The 26,122-nt window shown below is 38.2% G+C and carries 26 protein-coding genes; 13 read left to right on the forward strand and 13 right to left on the reverse strand.

The window, feature by feature from the left end:
* Nucleotides 1-125: 125 nt before the first annotated feature.
* The 5 genes from RIV7116_RS06505 to RIV7116_RS06525 form a co-directional block, all read right to left on the reverse strand.
* Nucleotides 126-1,076, reverse strand: coding sequence for a WD40 repeat domain-containing protein (locus RIV7116_RS06505; protein WP_015117484.1), 951 nt, complete (start codon nucleotides 1,074-1,076; stop codon nucleotides 126-128).
* Between the two features lie 52 nt (nucleotides 1,077-1,128).
* Nucleotides 1,129-1,467: a type II toxin-antitoxin system PemK/MazF family toxin gene (locus tag RIV7116_RS06510; RefSeq protein WP_015117485.1), complete on the reverse strand. Its 339-nt coding sequence runs from the start codon at nucleotides 1,465-1,467 to the stop codon at nucleotides 1,129-1,131.
* Nucleotides 1,468-1,469: 2 nt separating this feature from the next.
* Nucleotides 1,470-1,694, reverse strand: a complete 225-nt coding sequence (locus tag RIV7116_RS06515) for a hypothetical protein (protein ID WP_015117486.1) — start codon at nucleotides 1,692-1,694, stop codon at nucleotides 1,470-1,472.
* Between the two features lie 14 nt (nucleotides 1,695-1,708).
* Nucleotides 1,709-2,086, reverse strand: a complete 378-nt coding sequence (locus RIV7116_RS06520; RefSeq protein ID WP_015117487.1) for a hypothetical protein — start codon at nucleotides 2,084-2,086, stop codon at nucleotides 1,709-1,711.
* A 94-nt stretch (nucleotides 2,087-2,180) separates the two neighbouring features.
* On the reverse strand, nucleotides 2,181-2,855 hold the full coding sequence (locus tag RIV7116_RS06525; protein WP_015117488.1) for an ABC transporter ATP-binding protein: 675 nt from the start codon (nucleotides 2,853-2,855) through the stop codon (nucleotides 2,181-2,183).
* A 319-nt stretch (nucleotides 2,856-3,174) separates the two neighbouring features.
* Between RIV7116_RS06525 and RIV7116_RS06530 the strand changes: the two genes are divergently transcribed.
* The 3 genes from RIV7116_RS06530 to RIV7116_RS06540 all read left to right on the forward strand — a co-directional run bounded on the left by RIV7116_RS06530 (nucleotide 3,175) and on the right by RIV7116_RS06540 (nucleotide 5,181).
* Complete coding sequence (locus RIV7116_RS06530) at nucleotides 3,175-4,101, forward strand: Sll0314/Alr1548 family TPR repeat-containing protein (RefSeq protein WP_015117489.1); 927 nt, start codon at nucleotides 3,175-3,177, stop codon at nucleotides 4,099-4,101.
* Nucleotides 4,102-4,274: 173 nt separating this feature from the next.
* Nucleotides 4,275-4,727, forward strand: coding sequence for a DUF3531 family protein (locus RIV7116_RS06535; RefSeq protein ID WP_015117490.1), 453 nt, complete (start codon nucleotides 4,275-4,277; stop codon nucleotides 4,725-4,727).
* Nucleotides 4,728-4,746: 19 nt separating this feature from the next.
* Complete coding sequence (locus RIV7116_RS06540) at nucleotides 4,747-5,181, forward strand: NUDIX hydrolase (RefSeq protein WP_015117491.1); 435 nt, start codon at nucleotides 4,747-4,749, stop codon at nucleotides 5,179-5,181.
* 149 nt (nucleotides 5,182-5,330) lie between these two features.
* Here the strand turns inward: RIV7116_RS06540 and RIV7116_RS06545 are convergent, their stop codons facing one another.
* The 3 genes from RIV7116_RS06545 to RIV7116_RS06555 form a co-directional block, all read right to left on the reverse strand.
* The gene (locus RIV7116_RS06545) at nucleotides 5,331-5,870 is read right to left on the reverse strand and encodes a hypothetical protein (protein WP_015117492.1); all 540 of its coding nucleotides are present in this window, start codon (nucleotides 5,868-5,870) and stop codon (nucleotides 5,331-5,333) included.
* 151 nt (nucleotides 5,871-6,021) lie between these two features.
* Nucleotides 6,022-6,483 carry a DUF4079 domain-containing protein gene (locus RIV7116_RS06550; RefSeq protein ID WP_015117493.1) on the reverse strand — a complete coding sequence of 154 codons (462 nt, stop codon included), beginning with the start codon at nucleotides 6,481-6,483 and terminating at the stop codon, nucleotides 6,022-6,024.
* A gap of 166 nt (nucleotides 6,484-6,649) precedes the next feature.
* Nucleotides 6,650-7,033, reverse strand: coding sequence for a DUF1830 domain-containing protein (locus tag RIV7116_RS06555; protein WP_015117494.1), 384 nt, complete (start codon nucleotides 7,031-7,033; stop codon nucleotides 6,650-6,652).
* Between the two features lie 1,018 nt (nucleotides 7,034-8,051).
* On the opposite strand from RIV7116_RS06555, the gene RIV7116_RS06560 reads away from it, so the two are divergent.
* The 4 genes from RIV7116_RS06560 (at nucleotide 8,052) to RIV7116_RS06575 (ending at nucleotide 13,899) form a co-directional block, all read left to right on the forward strand.
* Nucleotides 8,052-9,641, forward strand: a complete 1,590-nt coding sequence (locus RIV7116_RS06560; protein WP_015117496.1) for a photosystem II high light acclimation radical SAM protein — start codon at nucleotides 8,052-8,054, stop codon at nucleotides 9,639-9,641.
* A gap of 247 nt (nucleotides 9,642-9,888) precedes the next feature.
* On the forward strand, nucleotides 9,889-11,283 hold the full coding sequence (locus tag RIV7116_RS06565; RefSeq protein ID WP_015117497.1) for a DICT sensory domain-containing protein: 1,395 nt from the start codon (nucleotides 9,889-9,891) through the stop codon (nucleotides 11,281-11,283).
* A gap of 143 nt (nucleotides 11,284-11,426) precedes the next feature.
* Nucleotides 11,427-12,068 (forward strand): pentapeptide repeat-containing protein, encoded by a 642-nt coding sequence (locus RIV7116_RS06570; RefSeq protein ID WP_015117498.1) that lies wholly within the window; start codon nucleotides 11,427-11,429, stop codon nucleotides 12,066-12,068.
* Nucleotides 12,069-12,744: 676 nt separating this feature from the next.
* A complete protein-coding gene (locus RIV7116_RS06575) occupies nucleotides 12,745-13,899 on the forward strand; it encodes a WG repeat-containing protein (protein WP_015117499.1) in 1,155 nt (384 codons plus the stop codon).
* A 50-nt stretch (nucleotides 13,900-13,949) separates the two neighbouring features.
* On the opposite strand, the gene RIV7116_RS06580 is transcribed toward RIV7116_RS06575, so the two are convergent.
* Together RIV7116_RS06580 and clpS are read right to left on the reverse strand one after the other, a co-directional pair.
* Nucleotides 13,950-14,786, reverse strand: a complete 837-nt coding sequence (locus RIV7116_RS06580) for a CPBP family intramembrane glutamic endopeptidase (protein WP_015117500.1) — start codon at nucleotides 14,784-14,786, stop codon at nucleotides 13,950-13,952.
* A gap of 123 nt (nucleotides 14,787-14,909) precedes the next feature.
* Complete coding sequence (clpS, locus tag RIV7116_RS06585; protein WP_015117501.1) at nucleotides 14,910-15,191, reverse strand: ATP-dependent Clp protease adapter ClpS; 282 nt, start codon at nucleotides 15,189-15,191, stop codon at nucleotides 14,910-14,912.
* 280 nt (nucleotides 15,192-15,471) lie between these two features.
* Between clpS and RIV7116_RS06590 the strand changes: the two genes are divergently transcribed.
* Entirely contained in the window at nucleotides 15,472-15,825 is a 354-nt protein-coding gene (locus tag RIV7116_RS06590) for a hypothetical protein (RefSeq protein WP_015117502.1), read from the forward strand.
* 165 nt (nucleotides 15,826-15,990) lie between these two features.
* On the opposite strand, the gene RIV7116_RS06595 is transcribed toward RIV7116_RS06590, so the two are convergent.
* Nucleotides 15,991-16,248, reverse strand: coding sequence for a hypothetical protein (locus tag RIV7116_RS06595; RefSeq protein WP_015117503.1), 258 nt, complete (start codon nucleotides 16,246-16,248; stop codon nucleotides 15,991-15,993).
* 754 nt (nucleotides 16,249-17,002) lie between these two features.
* On the opposite strand from RIV7116_RS06595, the gene RIV7116_RS06600 reads away from it, so the two are divergent.
* From RIV7116_RS06600 to RIV7116_RS06610, 3 genes are all read left to right on the forward strand, one after another.
* The gene (locus RIV7116_RS06600) at nucleotides 17,003-17,368 is read left to right on the forward strand and encodes an alr0857 family protein (protein ID WP_015117504.1); all 366 of its coding nucleotides are present in this window, start codon (nucleotides 17,003-17,005) and stop codon (nucleotides 17,366-17,368) included.
* Between the two features lie 196 nt (nucleotides 17,369-17,564).
* Entirely contained in the window at nucleotides 17,565-18,995 is a 1,431-nt protein-coding gene (locus RIV7116_RS06605) for a hypothetical protein (protein WP_015117505.1), read from the forward strand.
* Between the two features lie 199 nt (nucleotides 18,996-19,194).
* Entirely contained in the window at nucleotides 19,195-20,379 is a 1,185-nt protein-coding gene (locus RIV7116_RS06610) for a hypothetical protein (protein ID WP_015117506.1), read from the forward strand.
* 175 nt (nucleotides 20,380-20,554) lie between these two features.
* Here RIV7116_RS06610 and RIV7116_RS06615 read toward each other — a convergent pair whose 3' ends face one another.
* Nucleotides 20,555-20,746: a hypothetical protein gene (locus RIV7116_RS06615; RefSeq protein ID WP_015117507.1), complete on the reverse strand. Its 192-nt coding sequence runs from the start codon at nucleotides 20,744-20,746 to the stop codon at nucleotides 20,555-20,557.
* Between the two features lie 214 nt (nucleotides 20,747-20,960).
* Nucleotides 20,961-23,390, reverse strand: a complete 2,430-nt coding sequence (locus tag RIV7116_RS06620; RefSeq protein WP_015117508.1) for an ATP-binding cassette domain-containing protein — start codon at nucleotides 23,388-23,390, stop codon at nucleotides 20,961-20,963.
* Between the two features lie 337 nt (nucleotides 23,391-23,727).
* Between RIV7116_RS06620 and RIV7116_RS06625 the strand changes: the two genes are divergently transcribed.
* Both RIV7116_RS06625 and RIV7116_RS06630 read left to right on the forward strand, forming a co-directional pair.
* On the forward strand, nucleotides 23,728-24,642 hold the full coding sequence (locus RIV7116_RS06625) for a phosphate/phosphite/phosphonate ABC transporter substrate-binding protein (protein ID WP_015117509.1): 915 nt from the start codon (nucleotides 23,728-23,730) through the stop codon (nucleotides 24,640-24,642).
* A 245-nt stretch (nucleotides 24,643-24,887) separates the two neighbouring features.
* A complete protein-coding gene (locus RIV7116_RS06630; RefSeq protein WP_015117510.1) occupies nucleotides 24,888-26,093 on the forward strand; it encodes a serine/threonine-protein kinase in 1,206 nt (401 codons plus the stop codon).
* Nucleotides 26,094-26,122 lie beyond the last annotated feature (29 nt).

Genomic DNA, 26,122 nt, shown 5'->3' on the forward strand with positions numbered 1-26,122 from the left:
TATTAGTTAACAGTTATTAGCGAACAATTAAAGATGAAGGTGAGCGGCTACTGATAACCTATGCTGCAATAAATCTTCATCCATAGCACCAACCACTTGTTATCTTGCTGGCAACTTTCAGACCTCTAGAATACACTCCAAATCTCGATATTTTGCTCTTGATTGTAGCTGGCAAGCCATTTGCGATCGGGACTCAAGGCGATTCTCTCAATCTTTGTGGAGTTTTCATGTGATGTACAAAATTCTTGATTGTTTTCAACGTCCCACACAACAATCTTCATTTCACAGTTGCAGTATGCCAAAAGTTTTCCATCAATGCTCATTGTGGCTGGCAAATCTCCATCTAAAGAACATATAGTCTCGCCAGTATATACCTCCCATACTCGAATTTTTTCTGAAAACGAACCACAAGCAAGTAATTTATTTGCGCGGCTTATTGAAAGACACTCAGCAAGCCCAAAACTTGAGATGCTAAATTTACGAATTAGTTCACCTGTCCTTATATCCCACAGGTGATGAAAGCCTTTATTTAAAGTTTGACTTAGTAAAAAGTTGCTATCTGGGCTAATTATGACCGACGAATTAGACCAAGAGTCTTCCGAACTAAATTCTTGTGCCCGAAGCCTCGTAGTATATCCGTCAGTACTAATGGGTTCTGCTAGCAAGTTATAAACTGCGATTTCTCCTGGTTGCGCTCCACAGGCAACAATTGGCTCATACAAACTCGCAGCAAGTGGGGTAACATTACTTTTGTGTTCGAGTAAACGGTAAGGTGCGGCATCGAGAATCAGGTCGAATTCATCCGTTTCAAGATTTAATCTGAGAATCACATCAGCGTTGTAAACAGTTCCCAACAGCCATTTTTCATAAGCGCTAACGCTGACATAATCGTGTCGAAAATCAACTGTTTTGACCAAATCGCCTGTTGCTAAATCCCAAAACTTTACAGTTTCGTACTGTTCTTTGCAAGAACGATTATTGTGAGCATTACTGATTAAATTTCTACTATCTGCGCTGATTGCAAAATAATTAGGTTTTAAGTCGCTCTTACCAAGAATAGTATGGACGAGCTTCATACACTGATAACCTATGGTATTTTAACAACTGTATTAAGGTAGATAAAATCTTTCAAAGAGCATCAAAGTCAGCAAGCGATGTTTTAAGACATTTACGAACTTCTTGCCAATCACGTTCTGATAAGTGACCAATTAAAACTGGATTCGCCGATTGAGGAAGAGTGACAATAAAACAGCGAAATGCAGAACTAACTCTTAAACCTGCTATTTTCCAATCTTGAAGCACATAGTCAGTTACTCCAAGCCCAGTTGTTTGAGAAGTAATAAGTCCAACAATTATATCTGGACGGTTTTTATGGTAGGTCGCTGATGATAAAATAAGAGCCGGACGACGTTTAACACCAGTCACCCCTGGAAAATCGACTGTTACTACATCACCAACATCAAACATTACTAAACACTTTCCTCATCTTCAGGAAATAATGTAGCTGCATATTGTAAAGAAAAATTATTAACATCAACTATATCTCGATCTGTCCAGCAATCACTTTGATTTATCACAGATGATGAATCCTGCTCAACTAATTCATTAAGAATAAGAGTTGCTAGTCGTAACCGCTCTTGTGGTGGAAGGTTACGAACGACTTGAACATACACTTCTTGTGCAGAAGTTGACATAATGAAAAATTATCTTAATTTTCATCTACCAAGTGTAACACTTCCGTAACAACACATTCAGCGACTTTGTGCGAACCAACAACCACGTAAAATCTGATTCCAGGCTTAATGCGCTGTTTGTGTATTGAACGCAATTGTGGATTAAGAACCCGAAAATAAGCTTTCACTTGCTGTTCGCATACACTTCTGTAAGACAATAAGTTTCCTTCGGAATTCAGCAAGGCATAATATATCATCCAAGCACGATTTTCATCTTCTTTATACATGAAATCGAGCTTTATCCCTTGAACAAGAAAAGAGCGAACGCCATGTTTAGGCTGAGGAATCGGGTTTAGTTGTGCAGCAAAATCTGGTTTTTTGTAAACCCATTCTTCAACGATAGCCAAATTCATTAAAAGTCAGTTATCAGTGAACAAATAACCAATTATCAATGACCAGTTAGAAGCTTTTAATTAATAACTCCTAAATCCCAACTCCTAACTCCTTCTAAACCGCAGCTTCCGATTCCTCAACCTTTTTCTTCAACTTTTCTGGATCTATTGATTCCAATTCTCCATGATTTAAAGTCCAGCAACTATCAGCAATCGGTAATAAGTCTCCCGCATCGTGAGTTACTACCAATAAAGTCCAATGTTGTTTTAATTTCGCTAATAAATTCACTAACTGACGGCGCATCGACCAGTCTAAACCTGCTGTTGGTTCGTCTAATAATAATAAATGTGGCTGACGAATTAGCTGCACTGCCAAAGCCAAACGTCTTTGCTGTCCACCACTTAAAGCGTGGGGTGGGGTTGAAAAAGATAAATGCTCTAATCCTACTTCGCTTAATGCGTTTCTAACTCGCTCTATCCCTAACTCCGGATGTCCCAAACGTAATTCTTCTAAAATCGTACTCCCACAAAAATGACGCTCGGGAAATTGAAACACCAAACCAGCTAACTGCTGCATTTCTTCGGCCAATAATTCCTGTTCGCGCCAAAAAAGCGAGCCAGATGTTGGTTCTGCTAGTCCAGATAAGATTTCCAGCATCGTACTTTTTCCAGAACCACTAGGCCCGATAATAAGACCTAATGTTTGAGGGGCTAAATCTAAATTAATTGATTTGAGAATCGCGTTCTGGGTAGCAGTCGGATGATAATTTAATTTTCTGAGATAAAGCATTGTTTAGAATTAAAAATTAGCCAGTTATTAATTAACTACAAGCGAAGCAGCAGACCTTCCTTCCGAAAAAATCCTCAAATCACAACTTAAGCAAATATTATTTACAGATACATCATTATTTAACTAACGTCTTAACTTATTGTGGCAGACTAATCCTCATAAAGATTAGCCAAAAAAAATCTGGGAACCCTCTCAAATCTCCCCAGTCAAACTATTTATTAAATTGTCGCGTAAATCTACACGGGGAACAAGCAAAGCATTTACGTAATTTTAAGTATTTTTTTAGACTAGTTCAACAGTAATAACTCTGAGGTTTTACATGACCAAGAAATTTTCTGCTTCATCTACCACTTCCTCTAAAAATATTTTTCGCTTCGCTTCTTCTATTTTTACAACTTTAATCGCACTGAATTTATGGGTAAATCCAACCCTTGCTGGCGACCCTTTTCCCCGCAGTCAACCCCGCAATATCGGCGATAATACAGAAGCCGCATTTAAAGCAGTATTTGAGCAAGGGGATTATCAAGCAGGACAAAAGTACCTGCAAAAGGCAATCTCAACTGAGCCTAATGAACCTTTAGCCTATGCCATGCAAGCATCTTTAGCTTATACCCAGCAGGATGTAGAAAAATTAGATTCTTACAGCGCCAAAACTTTAGATACAGCTAAAAAATTAATTGTCTCCGACCCGTTGCGTGGTAATTTATACGCAGCAGTCGGTCATTTTTTAAAAGGAGCAGTAATCCTCACTCGTGAAGGTACAGTTAGCGGTGCCCCAAAAGCTTTAAGCCGTTTGCGAGATGTTTACAAACATTTAGATAAAGCCGAAGCCATTTCTCCAAAAGACCCAGAACTCAATTTAATCAAGGGTTATATGGATTTAATGCTGGCAGTCAATTTGCCCTTCGCCAATCCCCAACAAGCAATACAAAGGTTAGAAAAAAATGCCGGACCTCAGTATTTAGTAGATAGAGGTATAGCTATAGCCTACCGAGACTTAAAAAAATATTCCCAAGCCTTAGCATACGTAAATCGTGCCCTTGAAAATGCATCCGACAATCCAGAACTGTACTATCTCAAAGCGCAAATTCTTCGCGAGCAAGCTAAAAAACAGCAAGACTCTCAAATGACGCAACAAGCAGTTGCTCATTTCGATAAAGCACTAGAGAAAAAATCTCAACTACCTGTAAGTGTCGTCAAGCAAATAGAACGCGAACGTCGAAGAACAGCACAAAGTATTAAATAATTGAAAATTGGGAATGGGGCATTGGGCATGGATAATTGGGCATGGGTAATTGGTGATTGGTAAGAATTATTTATTCTCCCCCCCTCTTCCTCATCTACCCCCTTCTCCCCCTCCCAATCTTCCACAGTTCTTCTACAATAACTTTGGGTAAATAATCTGAATATTTCAAACGAATGAAAATAGAATTCCGCGAGATTAATCCTTTTGATGTCTGGATTTGGCTGAGGTTTAATACAGTTCCTTCCGAACGAGAGAAGCAGTTTGTGGAAGAACTTTTTGATTCTTGGTTTTATGTGGGTAAGTTAGGAGGTTTTAATGCCGAAAATCTTCAAGTTCAGGAAACCGGGCTTGATATTAGCTATTTGCATTATGACCAAGATGGTTATCAAAATAGCTTACTGGCTTTAATGCATAATATGGGCGAATTTGAATACAACGGAGATTGGGGAAGATGCTGGTTTGATTTAGGAACTTCCGACGCGATCGCACTTGATATCCTCATCAACGCTCTGACTCAATTAGGTCAAGAATACGTCACCATTGATGAAGTCTACATTGGCGGCGAAAATCCAGATTGGTCAGTTGAAGATAGCGATAGTCGCCCTTCGTTTATTTATGATAACTAGGGAAATACAGGAAAATTAAATGTACAAAGAAGGTAAAATCCGCGTTTTAGCCCTGGGAATAATTCGCGATCGCAACAATCGTACTTTTCTTTCCGAAGGCTACGATCCAGTCAAAAAAGATAAATTCTATCGCGCCCTAGGCGGTGGTGTTGAATTTGGCGAAACCAGTAAAGAAGCCCTCCAACGCGAATTTCAAGAAGAAATCCAAGCAGAAATTACCAACATCCGTTATTTAGCTTGCTTAGAAAATATATTTACCTTCCAAGGAAAACCAGGACACGAAATAATTCAACTTTACGAATGCGACTTTGTTGAACCCAAATTTTACCAGCAGGAAAAAATTACATTCAATGAAGGGGAAAGAGAGAAAACGGCACTATGGATGGATATTAAAACTTTGAAATCTGGCAGCGTTAGGTTAGTCCCCGAGGGATTTGTGGAGTATCTCGGGTAGAGAAGGGTGAGAGGGGGAAGAGGGGGAAGAGGGGGAAGAAAGAAGAATTCACAACTTCTAACTCCTAACTATTCCCCATACCCAACAACTAACCCTCCGGGTTCGCAGTCGCTCATGGGGGAGACCCCCAAGACCGCGCTGTCTCACCACTAACCACTAACTCCTATGGCAGTTAAAATTGTCCAACCATCAACTAAAAACATTAATAAAGTAAAAATTAGTAAAGTCAAATACATCCAAGGTTGCGACAATGGGTAAACATCCGTAGTATCGATACCCGTTTTTTCCTGTACAATTTTCAACAAACGAGCAAATCCTGCTACTCGCATTGGCAGCAAATAACCTTTCTTGTCCTTGCTGACAAAATAGTAGACAATACCTCCTTGTCCTGTAGTACGAGGTTTCAAGTCATCTACATCCGCCCAAGCCAAAAACCAACCTTTACGAAAAAACTTTGGAACCAAAGGAGGATAAACAACCTGGATTCCTTCTTCATTTAAAATTACTCTTTCGGTTAAAACGGCGTACAAAATAACAAAACCAATACCGATACCGACCCAAAGTAGTCCAGGTGGTACGGGTGCATTTGTAAAATCAGCAAGAAAAGGTAACGGTAAAGTCAGCGCTACATACAAACTTAAAAGCGTAATCCTAATTAAAGGAGATAGCCGAAAAATAGTAGAATCCATAATCAATTAACAATCAACAATTATCAGTTATAAATTGGGCTTATCCCCACTTCCACAAAAACGTTTTTTCCGCTCCATTCTCTGCTCCCTCGTCTTTATATTAATTAAATAACTGTTCGCTGCTAACTGCTCACTGCTAACTGATAACTGGCTAAGGTAAATACTTTTGCACCACACTCCAACCACTTAGCGAAACCCAGACAAACACAAGAAATAAAGCAATATTTGTACTGACGTGAATGCGTCTAGCCCAAACCCAACCAGTGCGAATAGAAATCGCGCTTCCAGCAGATACTAAAACTAATACCACCGTGGTTAATCCAGCACCTAGGTGTTGTGAATGTCCCAAAGAACCATATTCACCTAAAGTACCGACAATACCAATTGCTAATAGCAGTATCACTAAAGCAACCATAGTGACACCCATTACATAGTGGAGTATGCGTAGTCCGCTATAACCCCCCGGTAACAGTGCTGCCAAGCTAGGATTTCCAGATGCTCTAGTACGAAACATCCAAATACCCGTTACCGCTAGCAAAAAATAAGCAAGTAACGACAACCCCATCGACCAAGCAGCGATTTTCCATAACCAAATAAATGAAGGTAAATCCATATTTAGGATTGTAGATTGAAGTGGGACATATGGGGAGTAGGGAGTTGTGAGTTTTGAGTGAAAAACTTCTAATTGGTAATTGGTAATTGGTAATTGCTCATTGAAAATGGGTTGCTAAAGGTAGCAACCCAAAAATAGAGAAAAAAAATTTTAATTAATAAAGGCTTTAGCCAACGATTATTAATGGTTTTGTATTATCTCCGTTTTTTGAATGAATTGAGGATACAAGAGAATTTTCATCTCTAGAATCATCATTGCTTTTATCTGAATCTACTTTTAATTCAGTTATATTTGCTTCGTTAATTACAAGGCGATCGCACGGAATTGTATCCGATAAAATTGCACTTGCCATCATCCCCGTATGAATCTCTAATTGAGCTTCATCGGGTGCTTCAAAAACTAATCTTTGACCGGGAAAAACAACCCGTTCAAAGTACCAGTTAGCGATATTGGAGATGCGGGCCACCTGTATTTTAGACGTGGCATTAACGTAGCAGCACAGAGATTTCCCTGATTGCTCAGGAGGTAGGGGATCTAGTATTTGAGCCATAACTGCTGAGGAGCTTATCGCCACAATTGTATCTTACATTTACAAAGTTAGCACTGCACGATCCCCGCCTGCTGTAACTCTCAATACCAACTGGCTATTTGTATGCTATTTCCACCTTAAGATATGTTCCAGATATGAAATTTTTATAAAAATCTATGACTTTTTTGCAATTATACACTATGAACAAATCGAAAAAATATTTTATCAAATTTATAAAATTGTGCAATGATTTCGATGAGTTTTGTACTATCTATTTATCGAATATTGAATTTACTTTACTATTGACCCAGAAGCAATTATTTATCGTTATCACAAAATCGTCAAAATTGATAATTTTAAATTAGAAAATTAATGATAATCGTTGGCTAGGAAAATCCAAAGTTAAGGCAGGGATTTTTTGAGCTAAGTTTTAGAGAATGTTTCAGAAATATCGCTTTAACCCAAATATTGGGCAATTTCTTTTTTCACGCTATTTGCAACAACGTGGGGTTTAAGTTCTGGTTCTAAAAGTTTTTGTGTAGGCATGTCTCTTAAGAACCCCTAAATCCTAGCTAAATTAGGGAACTGTAACTCCAGTCACAAGATGGAACCTAAAAAAATGCGGCAGACTAAGCAATCAAAAATCTATGGACAAACTTAGAATACTTATGTGTAGGCAGTAAGTTCTCAAGGATGGGGTTCCAAGAATTAATCGGCTGTAGTCATAGGTTTTGTAGTCATTTCTTGTCCCCCGCCACCTTTTATCTCATCAATTAGCCAATCGAATGAGTTTTGTAAAGGAAGTGGATGTTATTGTAAAGGTATATAAAGTAAATTTTCATAAAAGATATATGAACATGATTCTTGTACCTCTCACTTACGGTAGTTTTTATTTGTTGACACCGGGTTTTAGGTCAATCTCGGTTTATTAATAATTGAGTGAAAACTCAAGTACGATTGTCATAAAGGGCAAAAATTCATTTAAATGCGTAATTGGAAAGCGGATATATAAATCTCTTTTTTCTTTGATAACAGCAAGATGGAAGTTGAAACACGCTCTATGGAAAACAAAATTCTCTACGTTCGCCTTCCTTGTAATCCCATTTTTCCGATTGGGGTTGTTTACCTTGCAGATCATGTCCACAAAGTGTTCCCGAATGTGGAGCAGCGGATTTTTGATTTGGGAACGGTACCACCTCTGGATTATAAGTCTGCTCTGGATGCATGTATTGATGAATTTAAACCGACGCTATTAATTTATTCTTGGCGCGATATTCATATTTTTGCTCCAGTTGGTGGAAGAGGTGGAAATCCTTTACAATATTCGTTTGAAATTTTTTACGCCAAAAATCCTTTTGTCAAATTGCATGGGGCTTTAGGTGGCGTGCAAATGCTTAAAGGCTTCTACACGGAACTTTGGCGTAACACAGCATTGATGAAACGCGGATTAAAACGCGCTAGTAAATACAATAAAGATGTGCGCGTCATTGTTGGTGGTGGTGCGGTTAGCGTTTATTACGAACAGTTGAGCAACAGTTTACCGTCGGGTTCTATTGTTTCCGTCGGTGAAGGAGAAACTTTATTAGAAAAACTGTTGAGTGGTAAAGAATTCAGAGACGAACGCTGTTATGTCGTAGGAGAAACTCAACCGCGCGATCGCCTGATTCACGAACAACCCACTCCTATCGAGAAAAGCGCCTGTAATTACGACTATATCGAAACTATTTGGTCGGAATTTAACTATTATCTCCAAGAGCAAGACTTTTACATAGGGGTACAAACCAAGCGCGGTTGTCCTCATAATTGCTGCTACTGCGTTTACACGGTGGTGGAAGGTAAGCAGGTACGCATCAATCCCGCCGATGAAGTAGTTGCGGAAATGCGACAACTTTACGATAGAGGAATTCGTAAATTTTGGTTTACCGATGCTCAATTTATCCCAGCACGAAAATTTATGGATGATGCTGTGGAATTATTGGAAAAAATCGTTGATTCCGGAATGACAGATATTAATTGGGCAGCATATATCCGTGCCGATAATCTGACTCCGAAACTGTGCGATTTAATGGTAAAAACCGGAATGAATTATTTTGAAATCGGTATTACCAGCGGTTCTCAAGAACTAGTACGCAAAATGCGGATGGGTTACAATTTGCGAACCGTTTTACAAAACTGTCGCGATTTAAAAGCAGCCGGATTTAACGATTTAGTTTCGGTTAATTATTCTTTTAATGTAATAGATGAGCGTCCCGAAACTATCCGCCAAACTATTGCCTACCATCGTGAATTAGAAAGAATTTTCGGAGTAGACAAAGTTGAGCCTGCGATTTTCTTTATTGGATTGCAACCCCATACTCACTTAGAAGAATACGCTTTTAAAGAAGGTATTCTCAATAAAAGTTACAATCCGATGTTGCTAGCTCCGTGGAACGCTAGAAAATTACTATGGAATCCCGAACCCCTAGGTTCCTTTTTCGGCGAAGTTTGCCTGCAAGCCACCCGACAAAACCCGTCAGATTTCGGACGTGAAGTCATGAAAATTCTAGAAGAAAAACTCGGCTGTGCAGATCTAGAAGAAGCATTAACAGCACCACTTGAAACAAAGCCGAAACAGCTAGCAAGTGTATAATAATTAACAAGTAGGGCGAAGGATATCGCCCTACTATCAGCAAAGTCGGGGGAGCAAAGAAAACGGAGGACGTTGAGCAAACAAAAAGACCATGGGAGACTTAGACTCAAAGCAATGCGCCAGCTATTTACGGAGATTTTCGGGAGTTTTCAAGAATAATTAATAATTACGATAAATAAATCCCTTTATACCTGTAGCGGTGTTAAAATTGCTCGCAATCCATTCGCGATTACTTTAATAAAATCAAATGTTAGAAGGCTCAATACTCCAAAGGCTACAAAAAGCCCATCAAGATAGCAAAAGACAGATTAGATACGGCGTTTATTACAAAAATACCTTGGTCGCTCTATGCCATGCTTTAGAAGACCATATATTAGATGATGATAGTGAACCTTTAGTTATCACTGCTTTTCAACAAGGTAAGTGGTATCTAGAAGAAGCGGAACGTTATGCAGATATTGCTAAATGTTCGCGGCAAATTGCGATAATGGCAGCCCCTGATAGTGCTTGGCTCGAACATCCTACCAGTCAACTATCTAATGTAGACTTGGTATCTATAGACCCAAAGGATGCTGTAGCCGAAGAATGGCATTTAATTATTTTATCGCCGAAATACACGGCTATGGTAATTTGTCAAGAACTATCAGAGGAAGATTATGGCTCGTTGGGGCAGCCAGAATCGGATTTAGAACGTAAATTTTATGGGTTGTGGACGTTTGAGCCAGATTTAGTCAGAGAAACGGCTCAATTAGCTATCAATCATATTCAAAGTTACAATCCGGAATTAGCGAAAAAGCTGCACGAATATGAACAGCAAATTAACCCAACTGTTGCCAAATCAGAAGAGTTAGCAACTGTAGTTTCCAGAGTTGTAGACTATTTACAGACCGAACAAACTAATATTTCCGTTCCTGCTGGTAATCGCCATAGAATTTTGGATAGAAACTTGTTTTCTAACGAAATTCAGGCGTTTTTGCGAATGGCGCAACTTCTTGATGCTGCCGATATTACCAATCCAATGGCAGCAACAGAGGTTGTAGCACTATCAGAAACAATGGGGCAGCTTTTAGATTTACCTGCATGGCAAATTAAAAGATTGCGGCTTGCGGGTTTCCTACATCGCATACATCCGCTACAAAATGCCGAAAGCGTTTTGACTCCCGTAACATCTACCAAGTACAAAGAAGACGCACCTAGTTGCCCTTTAACTTGTCCTTTAGTACCGGGAACGCAGGTTTTACGTACTATGCCAAGACTACGAGCGGTAGCACAAATTATTACCCATCAATCCGAATGGTGGAATGGTACTGGAGAACCAGCAGGATTGGGAGGAGACGAAATTCCTTTAGAGTCGAGAATTTTGGCTTTAGTAGCAGATTTTCAATCTAGAGTCAGTCAGAAGTTCTCTTCCGGATTAAGTAAGGAAGAAACATTTACTCAAGCTTTAGAGGAATGCACTCAACAACAATCAACTCGTTTTGACCCTAAACTAATAGAAACCTTAACTTTATTAGTCATGGGCTTTCATCAAGGGCTAGAATTACCAGTAACTTCACCTAAGTTGAGCGCCGGAGTATGGTTAGTTGATAGCAAGCAAGGAGGAATAAGCGAGCCAAGTGTAATCCAAAGTTACCTAAAGTGACTTAATTTTGCTTGCAATTTAGATGGATAATACACTTAAGCGCGGACGTAAGGAGAAGCATTGCTGTCGCTCTTTGCGTCCGGAAATTTCCATTTAGATAAAACTTTATTTAAATAAATTTACTATCGATAAATATATACATTATGAGTATTGAAGCTATTAAATCGGGTGAATTAAAGCAGTTAGCTGGAGCTAATTTAGAAGACGAAAATTTATCTCAGACTGACTTAAGTCGAGCCAATCTTGCTGGTGCAAACCTCGTAGGTACGAATTTTGCTGGCTCTAAATTTGAAGGTGCTCATTTAGAAGGAGCAAATTTGATGGGCGCAAACCTAAAAGAAACTGACTTGCGAGCTAACTTGATGGGAGCTAACTTGATGCAAGCCGATTTAACCGGAGCAGATGTGCGAGGTAGTAATCTACGGGGTGCTAACTTAATGGGCGCTGTAATCAGCGAAGTTTCTTTTGCTGGTGCTTTTTTAAGCGGTACTAATTTAATTAACGTGGACTTGCAAGGTGTAGATTTACGCGGTGCTGATTTACGCGGTGCTAATCTTACCGGTGCAAACCTCAAAGGTGCAGACTTAAGTCGTGCAGATTTACAGGGTGCATTATTAAGCGAAGCCAATTTAGAAGAAGCTGATTTACGTAAAGCTAATCTTTCTGGTGCTAATTTAGCAGGCGCAAATTTATTATGTGCGGAATTAGAAGGTGCTAATGTAAACGGTGTTGATTTCGATAGGGCTTGTTTGGTAGGAACAATCGCCCACAAGTTGCCTAAATAAATTAAAAATTGGGCGTTGGTGAATTGAATGAATTTATTATTACTATCTAAGGGTAGCCCCCTAAATCTCCCAAGATTGGCGTTAGGGTGCTATTCATGCTTTTTGTGCAACGTCAAAAATTGAGTGTAGCTGAATCTGAATATAAATTGAAATTAAGAAAAATTTTAAGCAAGGATGAAAGTAGCTTGTAATTGCACTTTTATACAAGAGTTTCGGATATTTCAAAAATTAATTTCATACATCAAATCAGCAACGCCAATAATTTATTATTTTCGTATATTGGGATACGCAATCAAGATTTTTAGCAATCCCCTTTACAAAATTGTTTGAATTATCTCCTTTGTAAAATATCAAAAATAACTGTTCAGCGGAAGGGCAAGGTTTAAACTGTATGGTACCCAACTTAAAACCGCAATATACAGTCAATACTAGATTTCACTAAACTAAAAATCGCTACACAAAAACTAACTAAGAACTAACTAAAAACTAACTAAAAACTAACTACTTATACAAGATAATCTCAAAATAAATACTGGTAACTAATATAAGGAACATTTAAACCGCTTCAGACGTTATCAAATCAGGTTGAATAATTTTATCTGAAAGTATAAAAATTTATTAACCTGCGTCTAACTGTTCAGTACTAGTATTAAAATCTATAAAAATTGTCAATTATATGGTTTTATCACCCAAGGTTGCTTTGTCAGTAGCTTGTAAGCAATTGGCAGCTATTTCTGCTGTATTCGTCGTAACTCTTCCCTGGCTGATATCCACTCCACCAGGCTTTTCTCTCGATAACACCTCCATAAGCAAACGTCTAAAAAGTCGTAAAAATTCCCAATATACTTTTGTCATTCAGCCAAAATTTACATCGGTAAACGAATTTTCTGAAGGATTGGCTTCGGTATATATTGGCTACCGTAAAGGATATGTTAACAATGCTGGGAAAGTAGTTATTCCTCCGATTTTTGATGGAGCTGGAGAATTTTCCGAAGGATTCGCATGGATAAATATGAGGGGTAAATGGGGATATATAAATAAAAAAGGTCAGTTAGCTATTAACTTAAACTTTGATACGGCTCGGGAATTTACTCAGGGATTGGCACTTGTAAAGTCTGGTGACAAATGGGGTTACATCAATAAAGCTGGTCAATTTGTTATTAAACCGCAATTCGATAATGCGATGTCTTTTACAGTTGACAAGCAAAGTAAGGTTGCAAATAAAGTAGTACTAGCTCCTGTAAAAATAGGTGAGAAATGGGGGTATATCAATAAAAGTGGAAATTTAGTTATTAAGCCTCAATTTAACAATGCTGCTTCTTTTCATGAAGACATGGCAGCAGTCAAAATTGGCGACAAGTGGGGTTACATAAATCATCGCGGAAAATTAGCGATCGCACCCCAATTTGAACGAGCATGGAAATTTTCCGAAGGATTGGCACTAGCAAGCAAAGATAGCAAATGGGGATATATAAATACCAAGGGAAAATTTCAGATCGAGCCGTCTTATTTTGAAGCCAGCAATTTTTCCAACGGGCTTGCATCTGTATGGATAGATGGTAAATACGGCTATATCAACAAGAAGGGTAAACTTGTTATTGAGCCGCAATTTGAAGATGTTGGTAAATTTTCTCAAGGCTTGGCAAAGGTAAATATTGACAATAAATGGGGCTACATCAATAAAAGCGGTGACATTGTAATTCCTCCACAATTCGATCACGCTGGTGATTTATTGTCATCTCAAACCAATGCAGCTTATCCAAAAGTTGGTAAAGCATGGGTGAAAGTCGGCGAAAAATGGGGTTATATCAGCTTGCTTTTAAGTGAATAAATTTTGAATTACTATTCACTGCTCACTGCTCGCTGCTCACTGCTCGCTGCTCACTGCTCACTGCTCGCTGTTAACTGCTTTTGACGCATCCACAAAGCTAATAAAGTCAAACTCAATAAGCCCATTACCCCAGCCAAGGGATTATTGTTTACACCAGTAACCCACTGGGGAACGGTTCCAGAATACTTGATTAATTTTCCTACCTCAATTATGTAGTTACCCCAAACTAAACCCCCATGGAGTCCAATCGGTAAGCCCAAGCGTCCCCTGCAACTGCGTTTAGCCCAAACACAGGCTAAGCCTAATAATAATAATCCGAGAAATTGCGGCGATGTACTTATGATTACCGGCAATGGTTTGATAAAGTGCAACACGGCAAAAATAATTGCAGTCGCTGGTATTACCACCGCAGGATTATAATCTCGCTGTAATTCATCATATATAAACCCCCGGAAAAACAATTCTTCCGCAAAAGCCACACCCAAACCTGTTAACAACCCTTCCAAAACTAATTGCAGCATCGAAAAACCAGGCGGCTGCCAGACTAACCAACCTAGCATTCCCTGTACAACGAATAATGCTAAAACACTAATCAGCCCAATTGCGACACCACGCAGCAACTCCACACCATTTTTCCGCGTAAACTCCAAACCATAGTGACGAAATGCTTGGGGCTGCTGATGGATATATTTACTCCACCAAGGAAGTAAAAATAGAAACTCAATTGCCAAAATACCCATAGTTAAGATAGTTCGGGTATTTTCGTCTTTGACTAAAATATAAACTGCTGCCGCATAAGGCAACCACGGCAATAATAAACTCAAAATAAAGCAGCCCAACCTTATAGGGGCAGGGCGCACAGATAAACTAAATAAATTAATTTTCATACCAAGTTGTTTGTACAGGTAAAGATTGGGTAGCACCAAAAGATTTATATTATCTGATGTTGCTCTACCACGCTTGTCAAACCGACGGCAACTTGGTATGTGCAGTTTCTTTTTTATACAATCTCAGTCTTCCGGTTCTATAGTGCTGTTTAACCCGTGAGTTTTGAGGGTTTCGCTATAAAATTCGGCATGTTCCTGAGCGCAAGTAATAACTAAAGCAAAGCCATTTGTATGGGCTTCCATCATGATGCTTACAGCCTGGGGTTGGCTGAGGCTCGGCACTGTGGTGATTAGTATCTCCACCACATACTCCATAGCGTTGTAGTCATCATTATGGAGCAAAACACGGTACCGAGGCGCGTGCTTCCGGGTTGTTGAACGCTTCTCTATAGTTTCGACTGACACGATTAGTATGCTTCTTCTCGTTTGTTTACTACAACAGACTGGTTTCTATACTTTACTTAACACTTATTCATAGTATTGTATCGCATCTAATTATCATGCCCAAATATATGATAAGTTTTCTGCGGTCGATTGCGGTCGATTAATTATTGCATTGTGAATTCAGGATTGCGAGAGTACTGGCTTACATGACTCGGTTTAGTTGCATTTCCACAAGTAAAATAGATGAAAATAGATAGATAAAGTAAGCTCGTAATCCTTTTCGCCCCATTAATTCGTAAATATGGAGATAAAAGCAAATTTTCAAGCCGGACAAATAGTCTTCCTGGAATACAAAGATAGCAGGCTATATACGGAAGTTATTCAGGTAGTAGTTGAACGTGATTTGTACTGGGTACGTCCGTTACTGCTTGTCGATCAACAATACTCGGAAGCACAACAGGTAACTGATTTGCGCTCTACTTCCGACTTGCTCTGGCCGATAAATTTGTTTCAACCAGCTTTGGATACTCAAGTAGTTGAACTGTACGCTCAGATTTTAATCAAAGAACCAAAACCAGAATTATCTCAAACCGCTAAACAAAAGCTACATCAGTTTATTCAGGAACTTTGGCAAGCGAATCAAAACGAAGCGTGATAATACTATAGATTCTAGGTTTTTGAAAGAATATGCTTGATATAAAATAAAATTTGATGGGTTCTGTAAAGAATAATGCGTTACGACTAGAAATATATTTATCGTCAACTTTAAACTTAAAACTATAACGTCGTAACGCAATCTAATTCCTAAAAATTTGCTGTTTTAGGCAATCTGAGAATAACTTGGATTCCTTTGAGGTACTTGAGGTGTACGATAGGGGTGGTTAATTTCAAATTCACTGGGATCGGAACAGCCAGTTTCTGACATAAAAGTTTGTACTAATTCACGATATACAAACCATTGCTTGTGAAGATGACGAATTAATTCTGGTTCCATTTTAAAGACATCCGAGTTTTGAAATCCGGCTCTAGATAACCATTCGTAAATAGAAAGAGTCTCGCCATTATTGTTGTGAAGCATTTTTCCTCCTGATAATCTTGGAATTGAGGTTAAAATACGCTTCAAAGATGCTACCCGAAGCGTTTACTAGTTATTTCAAGCGATGGCTATAAATGGGAACTAATAAATAAAACGATTTATCCCGCTACTTTTCTATATAAGAAAAGCAATATGGAAGCCCTTTTCACCCATATTTGAGCAAGAGTCAAAATCAAAAAGTATTTCTAGCCAACAGTCTTGCTGGCTCAATACAAGTATCAATATCTATCCGAGTCTAACTTGGAGAGTGTAAAAAGAAAATCCGAAATATCACCCTATTAAGCAGTTGATACTTTTACCATAAATATTCAGCCAGATAAATCTTTAGTACTGCTCTAAAAAAGTTATACCTGCCTTCACAAGTATCCACTCTAAGCAAGTATTTAATATTATTTTCCTGAAAATAGCAAAATCAATCTATCCTTCTAAAGTTATATATTTACTGTTTGACCCATATGATGAATTGAAACTTAATATTTTTGCGAACCGTTTTCCAGAATTCTAATAATACATCATTGAAAAGCACTTTTTTCATAAAACTTAGGGGATTCCCCTAGGTTCAATAGTTACCCCTAGCGATGAAACCCTTTAAATAAAGGGGTTTTCCGAATATTTTTAATCTTATTAGCTTGAGGGAATTGTCTGCGAATATAGTTTATTTAACAGAGAAACAAATTAGTATTTAATTACTTTCTGTTTTTTTAATTATTTTCACTTTTCATGTAAAAAAGTAACTATGTTAAAAATTATTTATGGCGACAATAACTTAAGCTTAGATTGCTTGGATGGATGTTTAGAAGATTGGATAAACACAAGAGTTGCGATCGCTGTGCGTAGCGCTACGGGGATTCATATTGAATCTAGTACGGCTTCTTTTCTATTACCGGCAAACTCATCTACCATAGCCCAGGTAGAAAATATACAAGACGCAAATGTAGTGGAATTCTGCCGCTGCGATGCCAAATCACTTGAAGTTGTGTTGAAAGGTATCTGGTTAACATCAGAATTAGAAAGTGAAACAGGTGTATTCGTAACCAAACTCAAGGATGACACTGAATATTTATTGCAGAATATGTTTGAACCTAAATTTTGCCCGGTTTAACTAACTTTATAGTCTAATTTTATAATTAATCATTAAAAATTATTTACAGTCTTGCTGTTCGCGGGACTATGGTACGACTTCCGAATCCCATCTTGAAACTGGTAATAGTCAGTCGTGCCGCCTTTCCCCGAACAGCATCCCCTCTTCAATTTTAAATTTCAGATTGATATTTTCTGTCTCCTCTGGTTTATTTGTGATGAATGCTACTTTAAATAACCGTGCCCAAGAAGTAGCACGGGAAGATTTAGTCATGTTTATTAATGCTTGTTTGTCCTGTACGGGACAGCGAGAATTCTATGATGATGCTTACGGGCAGAAAGTTTCAATTGACTTTTTGCATCAATATATTTTAGGTAATTACCGATTGCTGTACGCCCGTACTTTAGCAGCAGGCATTAATCATTTTAATCAAGCACAAATAATCTTAAATTTATTAGCTACAGGAAAAAATACATCCCACCAACATCGAAAAGAAGAAGGTGCATTGATTGCCTGGGCACTCCAACAACTACCCCCCCAGCGTGCTTGGGGAATATTACAGCAGTTAAGACAGCGGAAAATAAACAACCGTCGCAGTCGTGCAATTGCTCGCGATTACTTAAAATATCGCCGCAATCTTGATTTTGATGCAGTTAAGTATCGTTCTAAGTTAAGAGCCATTGTGACTCACGCGCATCTCCAACTTCAAGGTGAATTAGGTGATTTTCTCTTTCGTAATTGGAAGCAAAAACTATATGAAACAGAATTATTTGAAAACTTCCGTCAAGCTCATTTTAGTCAAGAAGCAGTTTACAAATTACCTTTTACTGTTGCCGAAGGTTTAGCAGTAAAACACAAAATTAAACGCGAAGTCTTCCTATCGCGCATCCAAGAAAGGATGACTTTAAACGAAAAACTGCGTTTCCAAAATGCTGGTGAAGGCGCAAAAATCAATATTGACGTCGATTTAGGTCGTCTTTCTTTAACCAAGCTAGCATTATATATACTTTCCTTACCCGTGGAAACTCGAAAACAGAAGCGAGATATTTTCGATTTAGCTCTAGAAAAATCCGCTCGCAAAACATTAAGCAAAGCACCGATGAAATTGGGAAAAGTAGCGGCAGTCTTGGATTGTAGCTATTCGAGCTATGGTTCTTCCGAAAAGCGTCGTCGTCCTTTGGGTGTGGCTTTAGCTACTCACTATTTATTGAAAACTGCATCTAAAGAATATCAAGACTTTTGGACTCTACCACCTTTAGATGTATTGCAAGTACGTCCAAAAGGACAATCCGATTTAGCAACACCTGTATTAGACGCATTAGAGTGGGGTGCAGATTTAGTCGTAATTGTTTCCGATGGCTGCGAAAACGATCCACCATGCGGTGCGGCTCAAGTATTGCGTGTTTTTCGGCAACGTTTAGACTCAAAAAATCGTACATCTATAGTTCACTGCAATCCAGTTTTCAACTCGGATGATTTTTCTGTACGTTCTTTATGTGCCGATATTCCTACCGTAGGGTTACGAGACGCTGAAGATTTACCAACTATGCTTGGCTTTGCTCAATTTGCCAACGGTTCGGCTTCTTTGTTTGATTTAGAAGATTATTTAGCTCATAGAGTTAATCGTCAATTATCAATAAATAAGTAAGTAAACAAAAATATTTACTGTCATTGCGAGCGAAGCGAAGCAATCCCAGCCCTTGCGATGAGTCGCACATAAAGGTGAACGCTGAATGCTTCATTTCACTTCGTTCCATTCGCAATGACATTGTGTAATTAATTATGTTTAACTACTTATTTAATGATGGTTGAGTAGCTGATAATTGATAATTGATAATTGATTTAAAATGGCACAAAAGAAAAATATACTAACTAATATATCTCTTAAAGGATTAGATATTGCTCCTTCTCAAGTACGTGGTGCGGTAAGAATTTTACCATTATTAAGACGGAATGTACGCGACGATTTACGTTTGATGAAACGTTCTTATAATGACGATTTAACTGTCGTATCTGTAGATAAAAACCTTAATTATTATGCTTATATTCCTCATGGGTTAGTGATGTCTTGGACTGATGACGGTAGTCCGGTGGCAGCTTTGGGAGGACAAATTCAAAAAATAAAACAACAAACAAAATCTGATGGTAAAAACTTAGATTGTGGTTGTACGAGCGTGCGTTTAATGCATCGCATGAGAAAAAAAGAATCCCAGAATCAATTAAGATTTTTACCCCTACATTTAGCAATGGAAGGTTTTCTTTCCATGTTTTTTTCTGGTCCGAATATTGCTTGGAGCGAATACTCTAAATATGCTCTTGCAAATGGTTTAGGTTGTCGTTACGAAACTGCCGTACAAGGACGCGAGATTGCGAAATTGGAAGATGCATTGCGGGTATTTGAAATTCACCCCAAACAGGTGGGGGTATTAATATTTGTAGCAGAAGCTTTAGCATCAGCTTTTGTGGTTCCTACCCCAGAAGATTATCGTTTACTGCATAGGAGTTTATTAGAAGACTTTTATGGTGAATTAATTTATCAATATGGTTTGCTTCACGATACAACTTTTCCTATGGATGTATCTATTAATGAATCAGAAATTAATAGTTTAAAAAGTTTAAGAGCGGCTATTAATAAAATGCGAATGGATTGGGCTTCTTTTCAAGGTTTTATGGCGAGTGGAATTTTAGATAGTCCATGTCAATCTAAAATAGTTTATAATGCTGGGCCATTTAGATTGCAGCGGTTTATTACCAATATAGAGCTTAAAGGTGAAAATCATATTGGAGAAGTTATTACTAGAGAAAACGGAGAATTAGAATATTTAAAATCTTTTCGTTTATCTACCGCGCAAACAAAGCGAGTTTACTTACTAAGTAAATTAGCCGAACACAATTGGAATATTAATGCTACTGCCGAAGCACTCGGAAATAATTATGATAGTTTTGTCCATCGTTTAGAAAAAGCTGGTTTTGGTTATTTATTAAATCAGCAAGTACGCGAACAAGTTCTTAAGAGAAGACGGAAGAAGTAGAATTTGGTAATTGAGAATTGGTAATTGGTAATTGGTAATTGGTAATTGGACATTGGGCATTGGGCTGTACGATACGAATGCTACTAGCTATGTAATAAAAAATTGCCAGAGATTCTATTTTCTCTGACAACTGTATTTGTTTCTCATATATTTTGTGGAAACATTAAAATAAACGTTAGCCTTTGAGTGCTTTTGTAAAATTTCTACGATAAGATTTACTACCAATAAAGCAAGCTGGCCATAACAAAGATAAAGCAAGGCGATTTGTTAAGCTGTTGCTGAAATTAGTTCTTCTAAATCCAGTCCAAAATTTCCAAACACCGCCTACGTAAGCAACAATTAGTAAACCAGCAATGAACCCAGGCATTTTATCTACTCCAAAAAAAAGAATACTCAAATATCATGACTTGGCATAAGAGTCAATAATTACACTCTCATACACTAGTTTAAGGTAGGCTTACCTTTTCTATCCAGTTATATAGAGATGTGGAGATGGGAAGACAAGGGAATAGTTTTTCATACTCCTCAATTATTCCCAATACCCAATGCCCAATTACCAATTACCGATTACCGATGAAAAATCAAACAATATCTTTACGCTTGAGTAATATTAACGCCACAATCAAATAAACTACTGTGTGTAAACCGAGAATTCCCCAATTCAACATTAAATTGTTGAAAGTCGCGTCATAAACTGAAGAAGCGGCAAAAATATCTTCTAATGAAGGTGCCCCTGGAGTGGCTGCCGGTACCATCTCGTTAACGTTAACTAAAGCACCATAAGCACCCATAGACCAACGACTAATAGTCAACCAGCCGAGTTTTCCCGATAATCTTTTTAATTCAAATAAAACCCCTGAAAGAATTATCTGAGGAATCATAATTAAAGGCAGTATGCTATTAGCTTCGTTTTCGTTTTTGACTGCTGCGGAAATCATTAAACTCAAACTAACGCTTGCTAGCAAAGTTAAAAAAGTTGTGATTCCTAAGCCCACCCCCCAAGGTATAAGATTAGATTCTGGCGATTTAAAACCAATTACAACAGTTATAACTATCAATAAAGTTTGTAAAAAAGTTAAACCACCACGAATCAAAACTTTAGAAGTTAAATAAGGCAGCAAACCCAAATTAATCAGCCTTTCCCTGGCATAAATAGCAGATTCTTTGACAATTTCTCTTACCGAACTCGAAAGCCCTACCCAGATACCAATACAGGCAAAGATAAATAATACTTTGAGTGCTAAAGGTCCTTGAGTGATTTCTAAAGGTTCTAACTTACGTAGAGGAGTTTCGTTTCTTAATATCCAAGCCGTTAACGCGATCGCAATTGGCCCGGATATCAAAGCAAATATCCAACTAGCGCTATCTCTAACTACTAATTGGAAGTATCGCTGGCTCAGTAATATCAACTGTTTAAATGGGGATATACCAGTATGAATTTTATCGTTGCTTTTCTTTTTGGTATCTGTACCTGGCTTGAGTAAATTGCCAACGTATTTCTGAAAATAAGCAGAATGCTTGTATCTTTTCGACCAATAATCTACTGTTTCAACTACTTCTTTAGGACTTCCACCTTGGTCTAATTTAATATAAATATCGGAAAAGTACTTTAACTCATTCGACGGCATTTCAAAGTATTTTAACGCTTCCCCCGGAGGTCCGTAATAACATAATTTGCCACCTCTACCCATAAAAGTAATTCTGTCGCAAACTTCAATATTTGCCGTGGCATGAGTAACTAATATCACCGTCCTCCCCTGGTCTGCCAATTCCCGCAGCAACCGCATCATCTCTTTATCTAAACCGGGATCGAGTCCAGAAGTCGGTTCATCAAGAAAAAATAACTTAGGATCGGCTAATAGCTCTACACCAATGCTCACCCGTTTGCGCTGCCCTCCGCTAAGGTTGCGAATAAAGTTGGTTCTAACGTGAGTCAATTTAATTTGGTCGAGAGTTCTTTCTACGACTGCTTTCACCTCAGTATCGGGAGGAAGTCGCAATTTACATGCGTATGCTAAAACTTCCTCTACTCTCAAATCTGGATGTACGATGTCATCTTGGGGTACGTAACCAATCTGAGAACGATAAACAGCCCAATTTCGCCGCAAGTTATCTCCATTGAGATATACCGAACCCGATGTTACTGGTGCAATTCCCAATAATGATTTCATCAAAGTGGATTTACCAGCGCCGCTTCCACCAACCAAAGCTACTAACTGTCCGGTTTCAATAGCTAAGGAAACATCGTCAAGGATTGCCTTTTGAGTTCCGCCTTTGACTTTAACAATCCGTTGTAGCCGATCCACGTCGAGGCGAACTTGACTACCATTATTTAATAATTCTAGGTATTCTTTTGTATAAAGTAACGAAAATGGACCGATTTGTATTTTGCTGCCGTCGGTTAATTTAACCCGTTTAGAAATTCTTTCGCCATTGACAAAAGTACCGTTGCTACTGGAATCTTGGATAAAATAACCGCCTTGACCATCAGGTAAAAGCGTTGTGTGTATGCGAGATACGGTTGGTGCATCCAACTGCATCGAAGCATAATCATCTAGTTTCGTTGCACGTCCTAGCTGTATGGGAGATTGCTTCAAACCTTTAAAAACCAAACGCCGATTGCTGGGAATAGCAACCGGAACATCTCTTGGATGATAGTAGGTTAACTGAATATGGTTGTGAACCGATTGTCCGATTTCAAACTGCAATCCATCTTTTAATAAGTAGCCTGAAGCATCAATGCGATTTCCATTGATAAAAATTCCGTTACGGCTAGGTTTTGTACCTTCACCATCAAAAAGCCGATAAACATTACCTTCTTTTTTTAAAATAGCTTGTTTTCTAGAAAAAACTTCCCAACCAACAGGAACGTCTAAATCAGCCCACTCAAGCCCCCGTCCCAAGCGATGTTCTTCTTCCCTTAGATACAGCCGTAAAATTTGCCCTTGATTGTTTAATTCTAAATAAGGTTGAGGACTTGCAAGCGTTGGTTTGTCAAAGCTATGAGTCATTATATATAGTTTTAGGTTGAATATAAATTATTTAATCGAACCGATATCAATAGATGCATTAGATGCATTCTTTTTGTTAGTCAAAAACAGCTACAACAAGATCTAAATAAGAAAGTTTTCCGTGCAACCTCGAAAACCTACTTGTTTGGTTTTGAACTAAATTTGAAATTATTTGTACGTATTTACTTAAAAAAGCAGATATCGCCTATCTTAGTCAATAGGTATCTTACATTTGGCAATATAGATTTGAGCGAAAGTTAAGTTTGAAAAAGATTTGTAAATTTTGATAATTAAATTTAAATACGCAGCCATTTAAGTTCATTTATAAAAAAGTATTATGTTTATACGTGGGTTTGTGCGATTCGGGTTTTTGATATTAATCGCACTCTTAGGGATAGGATGTAATTCTTCAAAAAGAGTACCAAAAAAAGTGACTCTAGGCTTAGTTAGCTATGGGGAAGAAGATATTTCACTCTATAAATACGAGGGCTTTAAAAACTATATTCAGGCACAAACAAAGTCGATAGTAGAACTAGAACCTGCTTACAACGAATTACAAGCTATCGACCAAATTCATCGCAAGCAATGGGATATCGTGTTTGCACCACCAGGTTTAGCGGCGATCGCCATCGATAAGCAACTTTACAAACCTCTATTTTCAATGGGTGAAGTAAGCAGCAGACAGCGTTCGTTAATAGTAGTCAGAGATGATAGCCCTATTAAGAAAATACCGGATTTGGCAAATAAAACTATAGCTTTGGGTCAAATAGGTTCTGCTGCTGGCTACTATGTTCCTTTATACGATCTCTACGGTTTAACCCTTAGAAATATCCGTTTTGCTCCCACTCCTAAAACAGTACTTCAATGGCTGAATGAAGGTAGCATTGATGCTGGTGCTTTGTCTGAAAAAAACTTTGAAATTTATCGTCGGCAAATTACGGAAACAAAGTTTAGAATCATACATATCAGTCGGTGGATTCCCCCCGGAGTCGTATTGCTATCACCAAATATTGAACGAAATCGGGAACGAGAAGTCCGCGCAATTATGAGTAAAGCCCCAGCAAATATTACATCAGATGCTGGTTATATTCCTAGCGTCAAAATTCCTGAATACAAGCAGTTTATTCAGCTAATTAAAAAAGTTAAACCTTTAGAGGCGCGAACTAAGGAAACACCAGCAGTTTTGTTACCTAAGGAAGATCCAAAAAATAAATTGTCCCACCGTTTTACAAAATTTCCGGAAAAAACCTAGACGTGTGGCGGTGTCGCTCTACCGAGCGACACCGACGGTGGGACAATTTATTACCTGCAAGTCCCTAAGTCTAATGATAAAAAACTTGTATTATCAGAAACATACCTGCATAAAACCAGCTTTTAAACCTAAGAGTTTAATAGACATCTTTGTAAATTCAGTTTTATTCTAGACATCACAGGAGTTTCAAGCTGATTATCGGAGAGGTCTTATATATATATATAATTTTTAGGAGTGAAAAATAAATGTCCGTGCCGCCCCTTAGCAAACCAGAAATAGCTTCTGGGACTCTAATCGATAGTCGATATATCATTCAAGGGATGCTTGGACAAGGTGGGCTTGGGCGGACTTACTTAGCTTATGATACGCGCCGCTTCAACGAACCCTGCGTCGTCAAAGAATTTGCTCCCTTCGGTACTGGTAGCGATGGCATCGAAAAATGTCGCGATTTGTTCAAAAGAGAAGCAAAAATTCTTCATCAATTAGAACATCCCCAAATACCATGCTTTTTAGCTTGTTTTGAAGGAGAAGGTCGGCTGTTCTTAGTACAAGAATATGTTAACGGTAAAACTTATTCGATGCTATTACAAGAACGTCGAGAACAAGGACAAACTTTTTCAGAAAGCGAAGTAATATTTTGGCTAAAAAAGCTATTACCAGTTTTAGAATACGTCCATCAACATCAAGTCATTCACAGAGATATTTCTCCAGATAATATCATGTTACCTGAAGGCGGAAATTTACCCGTGCTGATTGATTTTGGTGTCGGAAAACAAATAGCTCAGTTAAACGAAGCTACTCAAATAAATCAAGCAGGATTTGCTGGTAATATGTCCCTTGTCGGAAAAGTGGGATATGCTCCTAGAGAACAAATTAGTTTGGGTTTGTGTTCTCCTTCGAGTGATATTTATGCGTTAGGCGTAACGGCGGTAGTGTTGCTTACTGGCAGAAATCCGTCACACTTAATGGATAGATATTCATTAAATTGGAACTGGCATATACATACTAATATCAGCGATACTTTCGCCCAGATACTAGATAGAATGTTGGCAGATACGCCTAAAGGGCGATACCAAACAACTAAGGAAGTTCTCACACAACTCGAACAACTTAGTCAATCGCCGGAACTTCCCACGTTAGTTGTACCTGACTCGATTTTAAACTCTACAATTGTGCCATCTCATAGCCAAACCCAAGAAACAGTAGTTAACTCAATTGATAGTCGGGAAAATAGCCATAGTCCAAAACAATTAAATTTACTAAATCCTTCTTTTCTAGAAAACTGTCAGCAACATTTAGCCTATTACATCGGACCAATGGCTAATTTTATCTTAGAAGATGTATTAGCCAAAAATCCCCAAGCAACGCCGCATCAATTTGTAGAATTATTAGCAAGAGAAATTCCTGATTCCCAAACGGCAATGGAATTTACACGGCAGATTTTTACTTAAATTTATTTTTATTAATCACTTTTATATTA

The organism is Rivularia sp. PCC 7116 (genome assembly GCF_000316665.1).
In the GTDB taxonomy this organism is placed as follows: Bacteria; Cyanobacteriota; Cyanobacteriia; order Cyanobacteriales; family Nostocaceae; genus Rivularia.

Excerpts from the sequence above, each read along its gene's own strand:
- RIV7116_RS06515 (WP_015117486.1), bottom strand. The coding sequence starts at position 1,694 with ATGTCAACTTCTGCACAAGAAGTGTATGTTCAAGTCGTTCGTAACCTT.
- RIV7116_RS06530 (WP_015117489.1), top strand. The coding sequence starts at position 3,175 with ATGACCAAGAAATTTTCTGCTTCATCTACCACTTCCTCTAAAAATATT.
- RIV7116_RS06610 (WP_015117506.1), top strand. The coding sequence starts at position 19,195 with ATGGCACAAAAGAAAAATATACTAACTAATATATCTCTTAAAGGATTA.
- RIV7116_RS06625 (WP_015117509.1), top strand. The coding sequence starts at position 23,728 with ATGTTTATACGTGGGTTTGTGCGATTCGGGTTTTTGATATTAATCGCA.
- RIV7116_RS06590 (WP_015117502.1), top strand. The coding sequence starts at position 15,472 with ATGGAGATAAAAGCAAATTTTCAAGCCGGACAAATAGTCTTCCTGGAA.
- RIV7116_RS06555 (WP_015117494.1), bottom strand. The coding sequence starts at position 7,033 with ATGGCTCAAATACTAGATCCCCTACCTCCTGAGCAATCAGGGAAATCT.
- RIV7116_RS06550 (WP_015117493.1), bottom strand. The coding sequence starts at position 6,483 with ATGGATTTACCTTCATTTATTTGGTTATGGAAAATCGCTGCTTGGTCG.
- RIV7116_RS06575 (WP_015117499.1), top strand. The coding sequence starts at position 12,745 with ATGGTTTTATCACCCAAGGTTGCTTTGTCAGTAGCTTGTAAGCAATTG.
- RIV7116_RS06580 (WP_015117500.1), bottom strand. The coding sequence starts at position 14,786 with ATGAAAATTAATTTATTTAGTTTATCTGTGCGCCCTGCCCCTATAAGG.
- RIV7116_RS06620 (WP_015117508.1), bottom strand. The coding sequence starts at position 23,390 with ATGACTCATAGCTTTGACAAACCAACGCTTGCAAGTCCTCAACCTTAT.
- RIV7116_RS06615 (WP_015117507.1), bottom strand. The coding sequence starts at position 20,746 with ATGCCTGGGTTCATTGCTGGTTTACTAATTGTTGCTTACGTAGGCGGT.
- RIV7116_RS06570 (WP_015117498.1), top strand. The coding sequence starts at position 11,427 with ATGAGTATTGAAGCTATTAAATCGGGTGAATTAAAGCAGTTAGCTGGA.
- RIV7116_RS06595 (WP_015117503.1), bottom strand. The coding sequence starts at position 16,248 with ATGCTTCACAACAATAATGGCGAGACTCTTTCTATTTACGAATGGTTA.
- RIV7116_RS06565 (WP_015117497.1), top strand. The coding sequence starts at position 9,889 with ATGTTAGAAGGCTCAATACTCCAAAGGCTACAAAAAGCCCATCAAGAT.
- RIV7116_RS06545 (WP_015117492.1), bottom strand. The coding sequence starts at position 5,870 with ATGGATTCTACTATTTTTCGGCTATCTCCTTTAATTAGGATTACGCTT.
- RIV7116_RS06525 (WP_015117488.1), bottom strand. The coding sequence starts at position 2,855 with ATGCTTTATCTCAGAAAATTAAATTATCATCCGACTGCTACCCAGAAC.
- RIV7116_RS06510 (WP_015117485.1), bottom strand. The coding sequence starts at position 1,467 with ATGTTTGATGTTGGTGATGTAGTAACAGTCGATTTTCCAGGGGTGACT.
- RIV7116_RS06505 (WP_015117484.1), bottom strand. The coding sequence starts at position 1,076 with ATGAAGCTCGTCCATACTATTCTTGGTAAGAGCGACTTAAAACCTAAT.
- RIV7116_RS06630 (WP_015117510.1), top strand. The coding sequence starts at position 24,888 with ATGTCCGTGCCGCCCCTTAGCAAACCAGAAATAGCTTCTGGGACTCTA.
- RIV7116_RS06535 (WP_015117490.1), top strand. The coding sequence starts at position 4,275 with ATGAAAATAGAATTCCGCGAGATTAATCCTTTTGATGTCTGGATTTGG.
- RIV7116_RS06605 (WP_015117505.1), top strand. The coding sequence starts at position 17,565 with ATGAATGCTACTTTAAATAACCGTGCCCAAGAAGTAGCACGGGAAGAT.
- RIV7116_RS06540 (WP_015117491.1), top strand. The coding sequence starts at position 4,747 with ATGTACAAAGAAGGTAAAATCCGCGTTTTAGCCCTGGGAATAATTCGC.
- RIV7116_RS06520 (WP_015117487.1), bottom strand. The coding sequence starts at position 2,086 with ATGAATTTGGCTATCGTTGAAGAATGGGTTTACAAAAAACCAGATTTT.
- RIV7116_RS06560 (WP_015117496.1), top strand. The coding sequence starts at position 8,052 with ATGGAAGTTGAAACACGCTCTATGGAAAACAAAATTCTCTACGTTCGC.
- RIV7116_RS06600 (WP_015117504.1), top strand. The coding sequence starts at position 17,003 with ATGTTAAAAATTATTTATGGCGACAATAACTTAAGCTTAGATTGCTTG.